This window comes from Streptomyces pyxinae (genome assembly GCF_024756275.1).
Classification (GTDB): domain Bacteria; phylum Actinomycetota; class Actinomycetes; order Streptomycetales; family Streptomycetaceae; genus Streptomyces; species Streptomyces pyxinae.
Map to the genome: position 1 here is coordinate 55,103 of NZ_JANUGQ010000004.1, position 17,846 is coordinate 72,948.

Sequence of the window (17,846 nt, forward strand, 5' to 3'; positions counted from 1 at the left end):
GCCGCACAGCCTTTCCTGTTTTCCTCTGACGAATGACGAAGAGGCCGCACCGTCCCATGACGCAGACCACGCAATCGCAGGAATCCGAGAATCGCTTGCCGCGCCCTTTCCCCACGGCGCGCCCGTCGGGCTGCCCCTTCGATCCGCCGGCACCTTTCGCGGAAGCGCGCGCGGAATGCCCGGTGACCCCGCTGCGATACCCGGACGGCCACATCGGCCGTCTCGTCACCGGGCTCGCGAGCGGGCGGGCCGTACTGGGCGACACCCGGTTCAGCTCATTGCCGGCCGGGAAGCGTTCCCCGGTCATGACGCCCGGCTCCGAGCTGAGCACCGACGCTCTGCCCACCGGCATGTTCGTCAATATGGATCCGCCCGAGCACACCCGTTACCGCCGCCTGCTGAGCAAGCACTTCACCATTCGGCGGGTACGGGAACTCCGTCCGCGTGTCCAGGAGATGGCGGACCGGCTGCTGGACGCGATGGAGCGCGACTGCGGGCCCGTCGATCTGGTGGAGGCGTTCGCCAAGCCACTGCCCACGCTGGTCACCTCGGAGCTGCTCGGACTGCCGGAGGAGGACCGTGCGGAGTTCAGGCGCCATGTCGACGTACTCTTCAGCCTCTCCAGCAGCGGGGAGGAGATGCGGCAGTCGATGACCCTCCTCGGCGGCATGCTGCACGCCCTGATCGGCGCCGCGCGCGAGGATCCGGGTCCGGACATCCTCGGCCGGCTCACCGTCGAGACCGATCTCAGCGACGAGGAACTGCTGGGCATCACGATCGTTCTGCTGATCGCCGGGCTGGAGACCACCACCCATATGCTGGCGCTGGGCACCTACGCCCTGCTCAGCCACCCCGAGCAGCTGGCGGAGCTGCGCGCCGACTGGTCCCTGCTGGACGGTGCCGTGGAGGAGTTGCTGCGCTACCTCAGTGTGGTGCAGATCGGCCCGGTCCGGGTCGCCGCCGAGGACTTCGAGTTCGAGGGGCGGTCGATCCGCACGGGCGAGGTCGTGACGGTGTCGCTGCCCGCCGCCAACCGTGACCCGCTCGGCTTCGAGAATCCGGACGTGTTCGACATCCGGCGCGGCGCGACCCGGCATCTGGCCTTCGGCAGCGGCCCCCATCAGTGCATGGGGCACCATCTGGCCCGGCTGGAACTCGCCGTCGGCTACGAGTCGCTGCTGCGCCGATTCCCCCGGCTGGAACTCGCGGTGCCGGCGGAGGAGATCGGTACCCGGGAGATGATGGTGACGTACGGCGTCCTGGCACTTCCGGTGCGCTGGTGAGGAGGCGGCCCCGATGAGGATCGAGATCGACCGGGACCTCTGCTGCGGCGCGGGTACCTGCGTACTCCTCGCCCCCGGGGTCTTCGACCAGGACGACGAGGACGGCACGGTGATCCTGCTCGACGCCACCCCGGGCGCCGGGCGGCGGGCGGCGGTGGAAGAGGCCGCCGAACGGTGCCCGACGGCGGTCATCAGCATCACCTGAGCGCGCCGTCCCCGGCCGGCCGGGGACGGCGCGAGGCCCGGCGCGGGGGCTGCCCCGCAGGTCCTCGGACCGGATGGATCAGCCCACTTCCGCGGCGAAGACCTCGTACGCCCGCTCGTCGTAGAGGACGAAGCGGACCTCCTCCACCGAGGTGGGGGTGTGCCGCACGGTCTCGACGGCGATCCGGGCGGCGTCCTCCAGCGGCCAGCGGTAGACGCCCGTGGAGATGGCCGGAAACGCGACCGTCCGGGCGCCCAGCTCGTCCGCGACCCGCAGGCTCTCCCGGTGGCAGGAGGCGAGCAGCTCGGAGCGGTCCTCGCTCTTGCTGAACACCGGGCCGACGGTGTGGATGACCCACTGGGCGTCGAGCCGGCCGGCGGTGGTGGCGACGGCCTGGCCGGCGGGCAGGCCCTTGCCGTAGTGGGAGGCGCGCAGCGCCCGGCAGGCCTCCAGGATCTCCGGGCCGCCGCGCCGGTGAATGGCTCCGTCCACTCCGCCGCCGCCCAGCAGCGAGGAGTTGGCGGCGTTCACCAGGGCGTCGGCGTGCTGGCGGGTGATGTCGCCCCGGACCAGGGTGATGCGCACGGTCAGTTCCTCCTGAGATGGCGCCAGACGGCCTTGGCCGCGTTGTGACCGGACATGCCGTGCACGCCCGGCCCCGGCGGCGTGGCGGAGGAGCAGAGGAACACGGCGGGATGCGGGGTGTGGTACGGGAAGAGGGAGAGCTTGGGCCGCAGCAGCAGCTGGAGGCCGCTCGCGGCGCCGCAGGCGATGTCCCCGCCGATGTAGTTGGCGTTGTGCGCCGCGAGTTGGGGCGGACCGGCGGTGGCGCGGGCCAGCACGAGGTCGCGGAAACCGGGCGCGAACCGCTCGATCTGACGCTCGATCGCGTCGGTGAGGTCGCCCTGCCAGCCGTTCGGCACATGGCCGTAGGCCCAGAAGACCTGCTTGCCCTCGGGGGCCCGGGTGGGATCGGCCAGACTGGGCTGGGCGGTGATGAGGAACGGCATCTCGGGGGCGGTGCCGCCGGACGCCTGGCGGAGCGCCGTGGCGATGTCCCGGCTGCCGGGGCCGACTTGGACGGTGCCGGCCCGGCGGGGCGCCTCGGCGGTCCAGGGCACGGGGCCGTCCAGGGCGTAGTCGATCTTGAAGACCGAGGCGCCGTAGCGGTAGCGGTCGTAGGTGCGGCCCAGGCCCGCGATCCGGGCGAGGGCGGTGGGCGAGGTGTCGAAGACGTAGGCGCGGGCGGGCGGCAGCTCGTCCAGCCGCTTGACCTCGTAGGAGGTCTGGATCTCACCGCCGAGGTCCCGGACGTACGCCGCGAGCGCGTCCGAGACGGACTGGGATCCGCCCCGCGCGGCCGGCCAGCCGTGGGCGTGCGCGGACAGGGCGAAGACCAGGCCGATGGCGCTGGTGGCGAAGCCGTCCAGCGGGGCGATGACATGGGCCACCAGACCGGCGATGAGCGCCCTGGCCCGGTCGTCCCGGAACCGGCGCAGCAGCCAGGTGGACGGCGGCAGCCCGGTGAGGCCGAAGCGGGCGAGACCCACTGGGTCCCGGGGCAGGGCGGTCAGCGGCAGGGACATGAAGTCCCGCTTGAGCGTCTCCCACCGGTCGAGGTACGGCTCCACCAGGCGCCGGTAGGTGCCGGCGTCCCGGGGCCCGAAGGAGGCGGCGGTCTCGGCCACCGAGCGGGCGAGCACGGCGGCCGTTCCGTCGTCGAAGGGATGGGCCATCGGCAGCTCCGAGTGGACCCACTCCAGCCCGTACTTCCCGAGCGGCATGGCCCGGAAGGCTGGTGAGCCGATGCCGAGCGGATGCACGGCGGAGCACGGGTCGTGCCGGAAGCCGGGAAGGGTGAGCTCCTCGGTCCTGGCTCCGCCGCCCACGGTGTCCCGGGCCTCGAAGACGGCGACGGAGAAACCGCGGCGGGCCAGTTCGGCGGCGGCGGTCAGGCCATTGGGCCCCGCCCCCACCACGACGGCATCGAGCATCGACGGCACCTTCGGACTCCTTCGTCAGCCGACGGCCAGGGCATCCAGGATATTCCGCCCGCCGGACCGGACGACGGGGCCCCGGCCCCGCGGAGCCCGGCCCGGACAGACCGCAGCCCCGCGGAGCCCGGACCCAATGGCCGGCGCCGGTCCGGACCGGCGCGGGCCTGCGGCACCCCCTGCCGGCCGGCCCCCGGCTCCGCGCGGCCCGGACCCGGCCGGCGACCGGGTGCGACCGCGCGGGCGGGGCCGGTCCGGGCCGTCAGGGGGTGTGGGTGCTCAGCAGCGCCCGTACCCGCTCCGCCGTGGCCGCGTCCCGCGCCGCGGTGAACGGCAGGGCGTTCTCCCCGGTGATCCGGAACGGGACACCGGCCGGCGTGAGGTGGGCGCCGCCCGCCTCGGTCACCAGCAGCAGGCCGGCCGCGTGGTCCCAGGCCAGCTCCCAGGAGAACGCCACCGCGTCCAGCTCGCCGCGCGCCACCGCCAGGTACTCCAGCCCCGCCGACCCGCAGGGCCGGGCGGCCACCCCCTCGGTGCGCAGCCCCAGCAGGGCGCGCTTCTGGTCCGGCGTGGTGTAGTCCGGGTGGGACATGGCGACCCGCAGCCCGGCGCCCGGACGCAGCGCCCCGGAGCGTATCTCCGCGCCGTTGATCCGGGCCCCTCCGCCGCGCACCGCGACGGCCATCTCGTCCCGCGCCGGGGCGTAGGTCCAGGAGGCCAGCACCTCGCCCCGGAGGGCCAGCGCCACCAGGGTGCAGAAGCCCGGGTCGCCGTGGACGAACTGCCGGGTGCCGTCCACCGGGTCGACGATCCAGACGGGCGCGTCGCCGTGCAGCGCGTCGTACACCGCGGGATCGGCGTGCACCGCTTCCTCCCCCACCACGACCGAGCCCGGCAGCAGCTTCCCGAGCGCTTCGGTCAGCCGCTCCTCGGCTCCCCGGTCCGCCACCGTCACCAGGTCGTGCGGGCCTTTCTTCTCGACGATCTCGTGCGCGGCGAGCTGCCGCCAGCGCGGCATGATCTCGGTGGCGGCGGCGTCGCGTATCGCCGCCTCCACCTCGGACAGGGCGATCCCGGGGAAGTGTTCGATCATGCGTCCAGAGAACCACAGCCCACTGACAGCCGGACACCGGTATTCGGCCCGCGCGGCATCCGCCTCGCCGGCGGACCGCCGCCCTGCGCCCCGGCCCGGCGGCCCCCGGTCCCGGGCATAGGGTGGCGGGACGGCCCGGGAACGCTCCGGACCGGGGACGGGAGCGGTGACAGGTGCACGGTGAGTACAAGGTTCCGGGCGGCAAGCTGGTCGTGGTCGACCTGGACACGGAGGACGGAGTGCTCCGCCGGGTGCGGGTGGCCGGGGACTTCTTCCTGGAACCCGACGAGGCGCTGACCGCCATCGACCGGGCGCTGGAGGGCGCCCCCGCCGACCTGGACGCCTCGGGCCTCGCCGCCCGGATCGACGCCGCTCTGCCGCCGGGCACCCAGATGTTCGGGCTGACCAGCGAGGGCATCGGGGTGGCGGTGCGGCGCGCCCTGGCGCACGCCACCGACTGGACGGACTACGACTGGCAGCTCGTCCACCAGGGGCCGCAGCCGCCCGAGCTGCACATGGCGCTGGACGAGGTGCTCACCGCCGAGGTGGCGGCGGGCCGGCGCCCGCCGACCCTGCGGGTCTGGGAGTGGGGCGCGCCCGCCGTGGTGATCGGCAGCTTCCAGTCGCTCCGCAACGAGGTGGACCCGGAGGCCGCCGAGCGGCACGGCATCACCGTGGTGCGCCGGATCAGCGGCGGCGGCGCCATGTTCATCGAGCCGGGCAACACCATCACCTACTCGCTGTCCGTACCCGACTCCCTGGTCAGCGGGCTGTCCTTCACCGACAGTTACGCCTATCTGGACGACTGGGTACTGGGCGCCCTCGGCGACATGGGCGTCAAGGCGTGGTACCAGCCGCTCAACGACATCGCCACCGAGGCCGGGAAGATCGCGGGCGCCGCGCAGAAGCGGGTGGTGGGCGGCTCCGGCGCGGTGCTGCACCATGTGACGATGGCGTACGACATCGACGCCGACAAGATGACCGAGGTGCTGCGCATCGGGCGCGAGAAGCTCTCGGACAAGGGGACCAGGAGCGCCAAGAAGCGCGTCGACCCGCTGCGCCGGCAGACCGGACTGCCCCGCGAGGCGGTGATCGAGCGGATGGTCGGTTCATTCCGTGACCGGTACGGGCTGACGCCCGGCGCCGTCACCGACGAGGAGCTGGCCCGCGCCCAGGAGCTGGCCCGCACCAAGTTCGCCACCCCGGAGTGGACGGCCCGGGTGCCCTGACCCGGCGGCGCGTCCGGTACGGCGACGCGTTCCGTGCGGCGGCCCGCCCGGTGCGACACGCCACCCCGGCGACCCGGCGGCGCACCGGGTACGGCGGCCCCGGCGGTGACCGGGACTCAGCAGCCGGGCGGGACGCGGTCGGCCCAGCGCCGGTCGGCCTCCAGCTGGGCGGCGAGGGAGATCAGGAGTTCCTCGCTGTGGGCGGGCCCGAGGAGCTGGGCGCCGACCGGGAGGCCGTCCCGGGTGAAGCCGGCCGGCACATTGACACCGGGCCAGCCGAGGACGTTCCAGGTCCAGGCATAGGGACAGGCGGCCGCCATGGTGACATCGGTACGCCAGGCGGAGAGCGTGTCATAGGCGCCTATGCGCGGGGGCGGAGCCGCCGTGGTGGGGGTGAGCAGCACGTCGTACCCGGTGAAGAGGGCCCCGATCCTGCGGTGCTGGTGCGTCTCGCGGGCCCGGGCGGCGCGCAGTACCCGGCCGCCGAGCCGGTGGCCGGCACGGGTGGCGGCCCGGGTGCGCGGGTCCAGCAGCCCCGGCTCGGGGTGGCGGCCCGCGTAGGCGGCGACCCCGGCGGCGGCGCGGGGCAGGAAGCTGAGCCCCATCAGGCCGTAGCGGGGCCGGGCCTCCTCGACGGTGTGGCCGAGCCGGGCCAGCGCCTCCGCGAGGTCGGTGACGGCCCGCCGGACGCCCGGGTGCAGCGGAGCGCGGGTGGCGGTGAAGGGTGGCTTCAGCGCCAGGGCCACCCGCAGCCGGCCCGGCTCCCGGCGGGCTGCGGCGGAGGCGTCGAGGGCACCCGGGTGGTGGCGGTCACCCGGATGCGGCCCGGCGGCGGCGTCCAGCAGCAGCGCGGCGTCCGCGACGGTACGCGCCAGCGGGCCGTTGACGGTGAGGCCCTCGAAGCAGTCGGTGTACGGGTGGACGGAGACCCGGCCGCGCTGCGGCTTGATGCCGACCAGATGGGTCCAGGCGGCCGGGATGCGGATGGAACCGGCGCCGTCGGAGCCGAGCGCGGCGGGCACCAGTCCGGCGGCCACGGCGGCGGCCGAGCCCCCTGACGAACCGCCGGGTGTGTGGTCGGTGTTCCAGGGGTTGCGGGTGGCACCGAAGGCGGGGCCCTCCGTGAACGGCCACTGGCCCAGTTCGCAGGAGTTGGTCTTGCCGACGACGATCGCCCCGGCGGCCCGGAGCCTGCGCACCGCCTCTCCGTCGGCGGTGGCGGCCGGCAGGGTGCCCGCGCAGCCGAAGGCGGTGGGCAGCCCGGCGACATCGGTGTCGTCCTTGACCGCCACCGGCACGCCGAGCAGTGGCAGCCGCTCCCCCGTCGCCAGCCTGCGGTCGGCGTCCTCGGCCTCGGCGAGCGCGGCCTCCGCCCGTACACACCGGAAGGCGTTGAGGGTCGCCCGGCTCGTCTCGATCCGCTCCAGCGCGTCCAGCACCAGGGCGGCCGAACTGACCCGACCCTCCGTCAACCGCTGTATCTGATCCGTCAGTCCGGCGATGGCTTCGGTCGGCATGGGCCGGAGCCTACTGGACGGTAGGGAAGGTGTCAGCAGGGCGACCGGAGCGGTCCCGGGGCGGCCGGGAGCACCCCCGTTCAGGCCCGGCGGCCCCACCGGGCCTCAGCCGTTGACCGCCGGGATGACCTCGGAGCCGTACGCGTCGACGGTGGCCTCCTTGGCGTCGTGCATCGCGTAGAGCGCGAACTGATCGACCCCCAGGTCGCGCAGGGCGAGCAGCTTCTCGGTGTGCGCGCCGGCCGGACCCAGCAGACAGAAGCGGTCCACGATCTCGTCCGGCACGAACTCGGTGGAGGGGTTGCCCGCCCGCCCGTGGTGGCGGTAGTCGTAGCCCTCACGGGCCTTGATGTACGCGGTGAGCGCCTCGGGCACCGCGTCGGAGTGCTCGCCGTACCGGCTCACCAGGTCGGCCACGTGGTTGCCGACCATGCCGCCGAACCACCGGCACTGCTCGCGGGCGTGCGCCAGGTCGTCGCCCACGTACGCGGGCGCGGCGACGCAGATGGTCAGCTCGGCCGGGTCCCGGCCCGCCTCCTCGGCCGCCCGGCGGACGGATCTGATCATCCACTCGGTGAGGGCGGGATCGGCCAGTTGGAGAATGAAGCCGTCCGCCTCGCGCCCGGCGAGGGCCAGCGCCTTCGGCCCGTACGCGGCCATCCAGACCGGGAGCCGGCCGTCGCGCACCCACGGGATGCGGATCGAGCGGCCGTCCACCCGGGCCTCTCGCCCCTCGGCCAGGTCCCGGATGGCCCGCATCGCCTCACCGAGCCGGGCCAGAGTGGTGGGCGGGCGCCCGGCGACGCGCAGCGCGGAGTCGCCTCGTCCGATCCCGCAGACGGTGCGATTGCCGTACATGTCGTTGAGGGTGGCGAAGGTGGAGGCGGTCACCTCCCAGCTCCGGGTGACGGGGTTGGTGACCATCGGGCCGACGGTCAGGGCACGCGTGTGCTCCAGAATCCGGCTGTGGATGACGAACGGTTCCTGCCAGAGCACGGCGGAGTCGAAGGTCCAGCCGTAGCGGAAGCCATGGCGTTCCGCGCGCCGCATCAGGCTGACCACCGCCGAGGCGGGCGGGTCGGTCTGGAGGACGAGTCCGAAGTCCATCCGGGGTCTCCTCGGTCAAGGTACTGGCAGATGGCGCGGGGGGCTTCTTCCGGAGAAGCCTTCCACGCCGGTCCTCGCTCAACCGTCGGCCCGCGCTCCGCGCCCCTTCGCGGACGGCGGTGCCCGTCCCTTCCCGGACGGCGGCCTCCTCCGGTCCCCGGACGGCCGTGTCCTCCGGACCGGCTGCCGCGCGGGTGCCCGGAGGTGGCCGGGATGCCTCACCGGGGCGCCCATCAAGGACAACAGAAACAGACAGAAACCATCACCGCCGTGCGCGCTGCGCCTCCTCGCACTCCTCGCAGTCCGCGCCCTCCCACACCGGAGCCACCGAGCCTCGCCACCCAAGTGACGACTGTCCACTGCCGGAACGGATCGTTCGTGTCCTGCGGTCGGCCCCTCTTCCCTCGCCGTCGGATCGCGATCCAGATCACAATCCAACAAAGAACACCAGCTCATCCGTTCAGTTTCCGAACGCCGGGGCGTAGGTTCCGGCAGGAACTGTTCACGCGACGAAGCGGGTTCCCCATGCATACCCACGCGGATCTGCCCCTGGCCGTCGGGCTGCGGCTGCCGACCAACGGGCTCGACTACGCCATCCTGGCGATTTACTTTCTCGTCGTCCTGGGCATCGGCTTCGCCGCCCGGCGCAGTGTGCGGACCAGTCTCGACTTCTTCCTCTCCGGGCGGTCGCTGCCCGCCTGGGTCACCGGTCTGGCGTTCGTGGCGGCCAACCTGGGCGCCACCGAGATCCTGGGCATGGCGGCGACCGGCGCGCAGTACGGTGTCGCCGTCGTCCACTGGTACTGGATCGGCGCCGTTCCGGCGATGGTCTTCCTCGGCCTGGTGATGATGCCGTTCTACTACGGCTCCAAGGTCCGTTCGGTGCCGGAGTTCCTGCTCCAGCGGTTCGACCGGAGCGCCCATCTGCTCAGTTCGGCGCTGTTCGCCTTCGCCGCCGTGCTGATCGCGGGCGTCAACCTGTACGCGCTGTCGATCGTGGTCGAGGCGCTGCTGGGCTGGCCGCAGTGGGTCTCGATCGTCGTGGCGGGGCTGTTCGTGCTCGCGTACATCACGGTCGGCGGTCTGTCCTCGGCCATCTACAACGAGGTGCTCCAGTTCTTCGTGATCCTGGCGGCGCTGATCCCGCTGACCGTGCTCGGGCTCAAGCGGGCGGGCGGCTGGGACGGGCTGAGCGCCACGCTGACCGAGCGGCACGGTGAGGCGTTCCTGCACGCCTGGTCCGGTACGGGCATCGGCGAGGCGAACCCGCTCGGCGCCAACTGGCTCACCATCGTGCTGGGCCTGGGCTTCGTCCTCTCCTTCGGCTACTGGACCACCAACTTCGCCGAGGTGCAGCGGGCGCTTTCCGCCAGGAACCTCTCCGCCGCCCGCCGCACCCCGCTGATCGCCGCCTTCCCCAAGATGTTCATCGTCTTCCTGGTGATGATCCCGGGGCTGGTGGCCGCCGCGATCGTCCCGGAGATCGGCACCTCCGGTTCGGACCTCACCTACAACGACGCCATCCCGCTGCTCATGCGGGAACTGCTGCCCAACGGGGTGCTCGGCATCGCCGTCACCGGTCTGCTCGCCGCCTTCATGGCCGGCATGGCCGCCAATGTGTCGTCGTTCAACACCGTGTTCACCTCGGACATCTGGGCCCGGTACGTGGTCCGGGACCGTGACGACGAGTACTACCTGCGATTCGGCCGTCTGATCACCGCCGTCGGAGTGCTCGCCTCCATCGGCACGGCCTTCCTCGCCGCCAGCTTCTCCAACATCATGGGCTATCTGCAGACGCTGTTCTCGTTCTTCAACGTCCCGATGTTCGTGGTCTTCGTCATCGGCATGTTCTGGAAGCGCGCCTCGGTGAAGTCCGGTGTCTGGGGGCTGGCCGCGGGCACCACCGCCGCGATGGTCAACTACTTCGTCTTCTACCGGCAGGGCGTCATCGCCATCCCGTCCGAGCAGGGCGCCAACTTCGTCTCCGCGATCGTCGGCTTCGTCGCGGGCGCGGTCGTCATGGTCGGGGTGTCCCTGTTCACCGCGCCGAAGCCCGCCGCCGAACTGGCCGGCCTGGTCTACGGAACCACCTCGCCGGGCATGACGGAGCCCCCGGACGAGAGCGACCGGGCCTGGTACCGCCGCCCGGCGCTGCTGGGCTGGGGCGCCGTCGTCCTGGCCGTCGCCTGCTACCTCCCGTACTCCCTCTGACTTCTTCCGACTCCTTCTGACCGCCCGGAGGCTGATCGCCCATGTCCGCACCGCACTCGGAACCGCACTCCGCGCCCGGCTCCACGCCACCGCCCGCCGAACTGCGTGAGGAAGTCACCCGCCTGGAGGCGAAGTCCGCGACGGCGGCCCGGCTCTTCGACATCCGCCGCATCATCGGGGGGCTGTTCACCGTCTACGGGGTCATCGTCACCGTCGCCGGTCTGCTGGCCTCCGACGCCGAGCTGAGAAAGGCCCAGGGGATCAACATCAACCTCTGGACCGGGCTGGCGATGCTCGCCCTCGGGCTGCTGTTCCTGCTCTGGATGCGGCTGCGCCCAGCCCAGCCGCCGGCCGCGCCGCCGGAGACGGACTGAGCGGGACCCCGGCGCCACGGGCACGGTGTCACGGGCGGGGGCGGAGCGGGGCTCCGGCCCTTCCCCCCGCCCGCCTCCGGCGCGGGTACGCGCTCAGGGCACCCCGGGTACGTGCTCAGGGCGAGCGGCACGGACACGGGCCGCGCGCGGTCACGCGGGGTCGAGCACGAACACCGGGATCCGGCGGTCCGTCCTGGTCTGGTAGTCCGCGTAGGGCGGGAACGCCGCCACGGCCCGCTCCCACCACCGCGCGCGCTCGTCGCCGGACGCCTCCCGGGCGATATAGGTCTTCGTCACCGTCCCGTCCTGGAGCGAGACCTCCGGATGCGCCGTGATGTTGTGGTACCAGACGGGGTTCTCGGGTGCGCCGCCCTTCGAGGCGACGACCGCGTAGCTGCCGTTGTGCTCCACCCGCATCACCGGCGTGTGGCGCGGCCTGCCGGACTTCGCCCCGCGCAGCGTCAGCAGCACGATGGGCAGGCCGGCCACCCCGACGCCCTCCGTCGTCCCGGTCCGCAGGATCTGCTCGATCTGTTCGCCGACCCAGGCCGGCACGCTGGATTCCGCCTTCTCGTCGCTCATGCCGGCTTCGAACCCGGCGACCCCCCGGGTTATTCCGCGCGCGGCACCGCCGCACGGGGACACCCGCCGTGTTCACGCCACCCACCCCGCCCCGGGCGACTCCGGGCTCCGCGCCGGGCCGCCACGTGCCGGGCGGTGCCGCGCGACCCCGGGGTCAGCCCGGGTACTGGAAGGTGGCACGGGGCACGAACCTTCCGTGGCCGGCACGGCCCACGTACGTTCTCCGGTCGATGACGACCTCGCCGCGCGAGAGGACCGTCTCGACCTGGCCGGTGACCGTCCTCCCCTCGTACGCCGAGTAGTCGACGTTCATGTGGTGGGTCTCGGCCGACAGGGTCTGGACGGCGTGCGGGTCGTAGATGACGACGTCCGCGTCGGCTCCCGGTGCGATCGTGCCCTTCCGCGGATGGAGGCCGAACATCCGGGCCGGGGCGGCGCAGGCGATCTCGATCCAGCGCCGGCGCGAGATGTGCCCGTCCAGGACGGCCTGATGGAGCAGGTCCATGCGGTTCTCCACGCCGGGGAGACCATTGGGGATCTTCGAGAAGTCCCCTCGGCCGAGTTCCTTCTGCCCGGTGAAGCAGAAGGGGCAGTGATCGGTGGAGACCACCTGGAGGTCGTCGGTCCGCAGTCCCCGCCACAGCGCCGCCTGGTGCTCCTTCGGCCGCAGCGGGGTCGAGCAGACGTACTTGGCTCCCTCGAAGCCCGGCTCCGCGAGGTTGTCCGCGGACAGGAAGAGGTACTGCGGGCAGGTCTCGCCGAAGACCGGCAGCCCCTGGTCGCGGGCGGCGGTCAGTTCCGCGACCGCTTCCTCCGCCGACACGTGCACCACGTACAGCGGAGCCTCCGCCACCCGGGCCAGCTGGATCGCCCGGTGGGTCGCCTCCGCCTCCAGGAGCGCCCGGCGGACCTCCCCGTGATGGCGGGGATCGGTATCGCCCCGGGCGAGGGCCTGTTCGACCAGGACGTCGATCGCGATGCCGTTCTCCGCGTGCGTCATGATCAGCCCGCCCGTGTCACCGGCCTGCTGCATCGCCCGCAGGATCTGCCCGTCGTCCGAGTAGAAGACCCCCGGATACGCCATGAACAATTTGAACGAGGTCACGCCCTGCTCGACGAGGCCGGGCATCTCCCGGAGCGTCGACTCGTTCACGTCCGACATGATCATGTGGAACGCGTAGTCGATCGCGCAGTTCCCGTCCGCCTTCGCATGCCAGGCGTCCAGTCCGACCCGGAGCGCCTCTCCCTTCGGCTGCACCGCGAAGTCGACGATCGTCGTCGTCCCGCCCCACGCCGCGGCTCGTGTCCCCGTCTCGAACGTGTCCGACGCGAAGGTGCCGCCGAACGGCAGCTCCATGTGCGTGTGCGCGTCCACGCCACCCGGGATCACATACTTTCCGGCGGCGTCGATCACCCGGTCGGCGGTCCAGTCCTGGCTGCCCGGCGCGGCCAGGGCCGCGATCCGCTCGCCGTCGAGGAGCACCTCCGCGTGGAATTCGTCGGAGGCGGTGACGACCAGTCCGCCGGTGATCAGAGTGCGTGCCATGGCGGGTCCTCATCTCATCTCGCGTCGGGGAGCGCGGCGGGGGCCGCTGTGCCCGGGGCCCCGGCCCGCGCCGGGGCCCCGGGCCGGCCTCAGAGGGAGCGGAGGGCTCGTTCCAGGACGGCCGCGCCCTCCTCCGCCTCCGTCACGGTCAGCGAGAGCGGCGGCGCGATCCGCAGGGCGCTGGTGCCGTGGCCACCGCCCTTGCCGAGGAGCAGCCCGCCCTCCCGTGCCGCCTCCAGAACGGCGGTGACCGCCTCCGGGGCGGCCTCGTCGGTGCCCGGCCGGACCAGTTCGATCCCGAGCATCAGCCCCCGGCCGCGTACCTCCCTCACGTGCGGCACGCCCGCGGCGGCGGCCCGGAGCCGTTCGAGAAGCAGCCCGCCGACCCGCCGGGCGTTGCCCTGGAGGTCGTGTTCCAGCAGGTACGAGAGGTTGGCGAGACCGGCGGCCATGGTGACCGGGGAGCCGCCGAAGGTGGAGATGGAGTTCGCGTCCAGGGAGTCCATCACCTCGGCCCGGGCCACCACGCCGCCGATGGACATGCCGTTGCCGATGCCCTTGGCGAAGGTGAGGATGTCCGGCGGGCCCGCGGCGCCGTGCGCCTGCCAGCCCCAGAAGTGGTCGCCGGTACGGCCCCAGCCGGTCTGCACCTCGTCGGAGATCCACAGCACCCCGTGCCGGTCGAGCACCTCCCGGAAGGCCGCGTACAGCCCGTCGGGCGGAGAGGTGAAGCCGCCGACGCCCTGCACGGGTTCGGCGATCAGCGCGGCCACGTCACCGGAGTGCCCGAGCAGGTCCTCCAGGTCCGCGACGCAGGCGGCGGTGAACGCCTCGTCGGAGAGACCGGCGAACGGGCCCCTGGTCCGGACGCCGCCATGCACGTACAGCGTCTGGAGCGGGGAGAGGCCGGTGGGCGACCAGGCACGGTTGCCGGTGATCGAGACGGTGGAGAAGGAGCGTCCGTGGTAGCTGTTGCGCATGGCCAGGATCTGCTGCGAGCGGCGGTGGCAGGTGGCGAGCAGCAGCGCGGTGTCGTTGGCCTCGGTGCCGGAGGTGGTGAAGAAGACCCGGGCGTCGGGGATGCCGGAGAGCGCGGCCACGCGTTCGGCCAGCTCGATCATGGGGCGGTTGAGGTAGAGGGTGGAGGAGTGGATCAGCCGGCCGGCCTGCTCGCTCACCGCCTTGGTGACCTCCGGCAGGGCGTGCGCGGTCATGGTGGTGAGAATGCCGCCGAAGAAGTCCAGATAGCGCCGGCCCTCGGCGTCCCAGACGTACCGGCCCTCCCCGTGGGTGAGTTCGATCGGGTCCCGGTAGTAGAGGGCGACCCAGTCGGGGAGGACGGCCCGGTGGCGGGCGAGCAGCTCGTTCACGGCCGCACCAGCCCCTCGTAGGCGTCGGGCCGCCGGTCCCGGTAGAAGGCCCACTGCTGCCGCACGGTGTCGATGAGGCCGAAGTCGAGGTCGCGGACGATCAGTTCCTCCTCCTTGTCGGAGGCGGGGTCGCCGACGAAGGTGCCGCGCGGGTCGACGAAGTAGCTGGTGCCGTAGAAGTCGTTGTCACCGTACTCCTCGCGGCCGACACGGTTGATCGCGGCGACGAAGTACTCGTTGGCGACGGCGGCCGCGGGCTGTTCCAGCCGCCAGAGATGGGCGGAGAGCCCGCGATGGGTGGCGGACGGGTTGTAGACCAGCTGTGCGCCGGCCAGCCCGAGTTGGCGCCAGCCCTCCGGGAAGTGCCGGTCGTAGCAGATGTACACACCGACCCGGCCGACGGCGGTGTCGAAGACGGGCCAGCCGAGGTTGCCGGGACGGAAGTAGTACTTTTCCCAGAACCCCTTGACCTGGGGAATGTGATGCTTGCGGTACTTCCCCAGGTAGCTCCCGTCGGCGTCGATCACGGCGGCGGTGTTGTAGTAGAAGCCGCTGTCCTCGATCTCGAAGACCGGAACGACGATCACCAGACCGGTCTCCTGGGCCAGTTCCCGCATCCGGCGGACGGTGGGGCCGTCCGGAACGGGCTCGGCCCAGCGGTAGTGCTCGGGCTCCTGTACCTGCGGGAAGTACGGGGCGTTGAACACCTCCTGGAAGCCGATCACCTTCGCGCCCTGCCGGGCGGCCTCCCGGGCGTGCTCCTCATGCTTGGCGATCATGGACTCGGTGTCGCCGGTCCAGGTCGCCTGGACGAGCGCGGCACGTACGACATGGGACATGAGCTGCTCCTTCGGCACGGCGCGACGAGCCTCTACGCGGGTGGACGGGTGCGTAGGAAGCGAACGTAAGCCTCGTCACACCCCGGAGCAAGACCACCGCCGGGAAGCGGAGCAGTCGATCACGTTTCGCACCCCACTGGTCGAAGCCGGGGAGAAGCGGATACGGGGATGAAGGGATACGAGGACGGGGTGGGGGTCGCGGGCTCGGGGCGTGGCGGCGCGGGGCATCGGAAGTCCGGAAGGCGCGGGAGGGACGGGGCGGCGGGCGCGGAGCATGAGCCTCGGCCTCGGCGGCGATGAGAGCGGCGACGCGGACGGAGCCGCCGGCGCGGGGCACGGGCCAGGGGCATACGGCCACGGGCTCAGCCGGCGGCCAGTCCGGCGACCCGGAGCGCGTGGACCAGGTCCGCCTCGCGGTCCGGGGACGCCGCGCGGGCGGCGGCCAGCACCAGCGGGACCAGCCGGTCCGGGGCCTGTCCGGCGAGCCGGGCCGCCTCCTCCGGGGCCCGGAACCGTACGACGGCGTCCACCAGGGCCCACGCGTGCGCGCCGCTCCCGCCTTCGGCCAGGGCCAGCACGGCGGCGGCCGTCTCGGCGGCCGGCCGGGCCACCCCCTGGCGCAGCAGCCCCCGGGCGTCCGCCGCCCGGCCCGCCGCGCCGAGGGCACCGGCCAGGGCGACGAGCCGGTCCGGGGGCAGGGCGGCCGCCTCCCAGAGCAGGGTGCCCCAGTCGGCGGCGAGCCCGGCGGCCTCCAGTCCGGCGGCCAGGGCCACCAGTCGCCCGGCCGGCCACCGGGCGGCCTCGCAGAGCAGCACCAGGGCCTCGCCGCTCCGTCCCGTCCGGCGCAGCGCGGGCAGGGCGGCCACGGTTCGCCGGACCGCCCGCACATCCGCCTCGTCCGGCTCGGGCAGCGGCTCCGGACCCTCCGGCGGACGGACCCCCGGCTCCGGCACCGTGCCGAACCGGGCGCCACGCGGCAGGGCGGCGACGACGGGCAGCTCCGGGACGGCGGCCCCGGCGCCGTACGCGCCGGGGCGCGGGGCCGGCGGATACCCGGCTCCCGGGTCATGGCCGGACCCGGCGCCGGGGACGGCCGGCGCGTCGGTATCCCCGGTGGTCTCGGCGGCGTCCGCGTCCAGCCAGGCGTACCGGGCGCCGCGCGGCCGCTTCCGGGCGACGGCTCCCCGGGCCGCGTGCGACCGGGAGCGGAGGCGCGGCCCGGCTAAGGCGGCGGCCTCCGGACCGGGCACGGCGGCCTCCGGCTCCCGCACGCCGGGCCCTGGTCCCACTGCGGCGGGCTCCGGGCCGGGCGCGAGGGGCTCGGGCCCCGGCACGGCGGGCGCCGGTTCCGGGCCGGCGGCCTCCCGGGCGACCGCGGCCGGTTCCGGGCCGAGCGCGGCCAGCCGGGCGTCCAGCTCCACGAGCCGGGCGGAGGCCCGCGCGTGGTCGTCCCGCAGCCAGGCCAGCTCCCCGGCCAGCCGCGCCGCCTCGGCGGAGCCCTCGGCCACCGTACCCAACAGGACCGACACCCGATCGGCCCCGGCGGCGGCGCGGTCCCGCTCGCGCTCCATCGCCGCCCGCCGGCCGCGCAGGGCCGGGCGCCCGCCGGGGCGCCGGTCCCGGGCGGCGGCCGCCCTGGTGTGCAGGGCCCGGGCCCGGGGCAGTTCGGCGTCCGCCGCGTCCGGTCCCCGGAGGGCGGCGAGGTCCTGGAGCAGGGCCTCCACCACGTCCCAGGGCGGCAGCTCCGTACCGGCGACGCAGGCCCGGAGTCCCTCGGCGTCCCGCCGGAGGAAGACGCCGTACCAGCCGGCCCCGGGATCGAGCACGGCCGTCAGCCGCGCCAGCCACTCGGTGAACCCCGTCTCACCGTGCACGGGTAGAGGCATTGCCATGTCCGCGTCCGTCCCCTCGCCACCGACCGGGGCGCCCGGACCGCCCGGGCCCGTCCGGTCCGCAGGCATTGGACCGCAGGGGTGTTACAGCGCGGCTACGGCGAGTTTTCGGTCCCCGACACGGCAGAACCGGCCCCGCCGTCCACCCCGGCGGCTCAGCCGACCGGGCCCGGACCGGTCCCCGGCTCGGCGGCACCCGGACCGTTCGCGCCGGACTGCGGAGCGGCGCCGAACCGTACGGCGATGCCCACGTGCGGCCGCCGGCCACGCCGCCAGAGCGTGGCCGGGACGTCGATCAGCCAGAACTGCCAGGAGTATTTGCGGGCGAGCAGTCTCCGCACCCGCGCCAGGTCCTCCACCAGCCGGCCGGTTCCCTCGACGGCGGGCGTCCCCGCCGCCACCCGGCCGCGTACGTCGCAGGGGGCGACCAGAACCCGGGTGTTCCGCCGCAGCCGCTTCACCTTCCAGGAATCGGCGCGGGTCCACATGACCAGCTCGTCGCCGTCGACCGCGAACCAGATCGGGGTCGCGACGGGCGTGCCGTCCTTGCGGAACGTGGTGAGACTGACGTACTTGCCCTGGGCCACTCCATGGGGGATCACAC

The 17,846-nt window shown here is 73.4% G+C and carries 15 protein-coding genes and 1 pseudogene; 5 read left to right on the forward strand and 11 right to left on the reverse strand.

Going from position 1 to position 17,846, the window contains the following annotated elements:
* The first annotated feature begins 182 nt into the window (after positions 1 to 182).
* Complete coding sequence (locus NX801_RS06575; protein ID WP_258786137.1) at positions 183 to 1,283, forward strand: cytochrome P450; 1,101 nt, start codon at positions 183 to 185, stop codon at positions 1,281 to 1,283.
* Positions 1,284 to 1,296: 13 nt separating this feature from the next.
* The gene (locus NX801_RS06580; protein WP_258786138.1) at positions 1,297 to 1,488 is read left to right on the forward strand and encodes a ferredoxin; all 192 of its coding nucleotides are present in this window, start codon (positions 1,297 to 1,299) and stop codon (positions 1,486 to 1,488) included.
* Between the two features lie 78 nt (positions 1,489 to 1,566).
* Here NX801_RS06580 and NX801_RS06585 read toward each other — a convergent pair whose 3' ends face one another.
* From NX801_RS06585 to NX801_RS06595, 3 genes are all read right to left on the reverse strand, one after another.
* The gene (locus tag NX801_RS06585) at positions 1,567 to 2,079 is read right to left on the reverse strand and encodes an O-acetyl-ADP-ribose deacetylase (RefSeq protein ID WP_258786416.1); all 513 of its coding nucleotides are present in this window, start codon (positions 2,077 to 2,079) and stop codon (positions 1,567 to 1,569) included.
* Positions 2,076 to 3,491, reverse strand: coding sequence for a phytoene desaturase family protein (locus NX801_RS06590; RefSeq protein ID WP_258786139.1), 1,416 nt, complete (start codon positions 3,489 to 3,491; stop codon positions 2,076 to 2,078). Before NX801_RS06590 ends, NX801_RS06585 begins: the two co-directional genes overlap by 4 nt.
* 253 nt (positions 3,492 to 3,744) lie before the next feature.
* Complete coding sequence (locus NX801_RS06595; RefSeq protein WP_258786140.1) at positions 3,745 to 4,575, reverse strand: inositol monophosphatase family protein; 831 nt, start codon at positions 4,573 to 4,575, stop codon at positions 3,745 to 3,747.
* 173 nt (positions 4,576 to 4,748) lie between these two features.
* Between NX801_RS06595 and lplAB the strand changes: the two genes are divergently transcribed.
* Positions 4,749 to 5,804, forward strand: a complete 1,056-nt coding sequence (lplAB, locus tag NX801_RS06600; protein WP_258786141.1) for a lipoate-protein ligase LplAB — start codon at positions 4,749 to 4,751, stop codon at positions 5,802 to 5,804.
* A 116-nt stretch (positions 5,805 to 5,920) separates the two neighbouring features.
* Here the strand turns inward: lplAB and NX801_RS06605 are convergent, their stop codons facing one another.
* Complete coding sequence (locus NX801_RS06605) at positions 5,921 to 7,321, reverse strand: amidase (RefSeq protein ID WP_258786142.1); 1,401 nt, start codon at positions 7,319 to 7,321, stop codon at positions 5,921 to 5,923.
* Between the two features lie 105 nt (positions 7,322 to 7,426).
* A complete protein-coding gene (locus NX801_RS06610) occupies positions 7,427 to 8,428 on the reverse strand; it encodes a TIGR03842 family LLM class F420-dependent oxidoreductase (RefSeq protein ID WP_258786144.1) in 1,002 nt (333 codons plus the stop codon).
* A 525-nt stretch (positions 8,429 to 8,953) separates the two neighbouring features.
* On the opposite strand from NX801_RS06610, the gene NX801_RS06615 reads away from it, so the two are divergent.
* Positions 8,954 to 10,639 (forward strand): sodium:solute symporter family protein, encoded by a 1,686-nt coding sequence (locus NX801_RS06615; protein WP_258786145.1) that lies wholly within the window; start codon positions 8,954 to 8,956, stop codon positions 10,637 to 10,639.
* A 41-nt stretch (positions 10,640 to 10,680) separates the two neighbouring features.
* Positions 10,681 to 11,013 carry a hypothetical protein gene (locus NX801_RS06620; protein ID WP_258786146.1) on the forward strand — a complete coding sequence of 111 codons (333 nt, stop codon included), beginning with the start codon at positions 10,681 to 10,683 and terminating at the stop codon, positions 11,011 to 11,013.
* A 150-nt stretch (positions 11,014 to 11,163) separates the two neighbouring features.
* Here NX801_RS06620 and NX801_RS06625 read toward each other — a convergent pair whose 3' ends face one another.
* The 6 genes and pseudogenes from NX801_RS06625 to NX801_RS06650 all read right to left on the reverse strand — a co-directional run.
* Entirely contained in the window at positions 11,164 to 11,595 is a 432-nt protein-coding gene (locus NX801_RS06625) for a nitroreductase family deazaflavin-dependent oxidoreductase (RefSeq protein WP_258786147.1), read from the reverse strand.
* A 154-nt stretch (positions 11,596 to 11,749) separates the two neighbouring features.
* A complete protein-coding gene (gene hydA, locus NX801_RS06630) occupies positions 11,750 to 13,141 on the reverse strand; it encodes a dihydropyrimidinase (RefSeq protein WP_258786151.1) in 1,392 nt (463 codons plus the stop codon).
* 89 nt (positions 13,142 to 13,230) lie between these two features.
* Complete coding sequence (locus tag NX801_RS06635) at positions 13,231 to 14,511, reverse strand: aspartate aminotransferase family protein (protein ID WP_258786152.1); 1,281 nt, start codon at positions 14,509 to 14,511, stop codon at positions 13,231 to 13,233.
* A complete protein-coding gene (locus NX801_RS06640; RefSeq protein ID WP_258786153.1) occupies positions 14,508 to 15,350 on the reverse strand; it encodes a nitrilase-related carbon-nitrogen hydrolase in 843 nt (280 codons plus the stop codon). Before NX801_RS06640 ends, NX801_RS06635 begins: the two co-directional genes overlap by 4 nt.
* A 362-nt stretch (positions 15,351 to 15,712) precedes the next feature.
* The gene (locus tag NX801_RS06645) at positions 15,713 to 17,242 is read right to left on the reverse strand and encodes a UL36 very large tegument protein (RefSeq protein WP_258786154.1); all 1,530 of its coding nucleotides are present in this window, start codon (positions 17,240 to 17,242) and stop codon (positions 15,713 to 15,715) included.
* Between the two features lie 230 nt (positions 17,243 to 17,472).
* Positions 17,473 to 17,844 (reverse strand): annotated as a pseudogene (locus NX801_RS06650) (PPOX class F420-dependent oxidoreductase); the annotation flags it as partial.
* Positions 17,845 to 17,846: the final 2 nt, after the last annotated feature.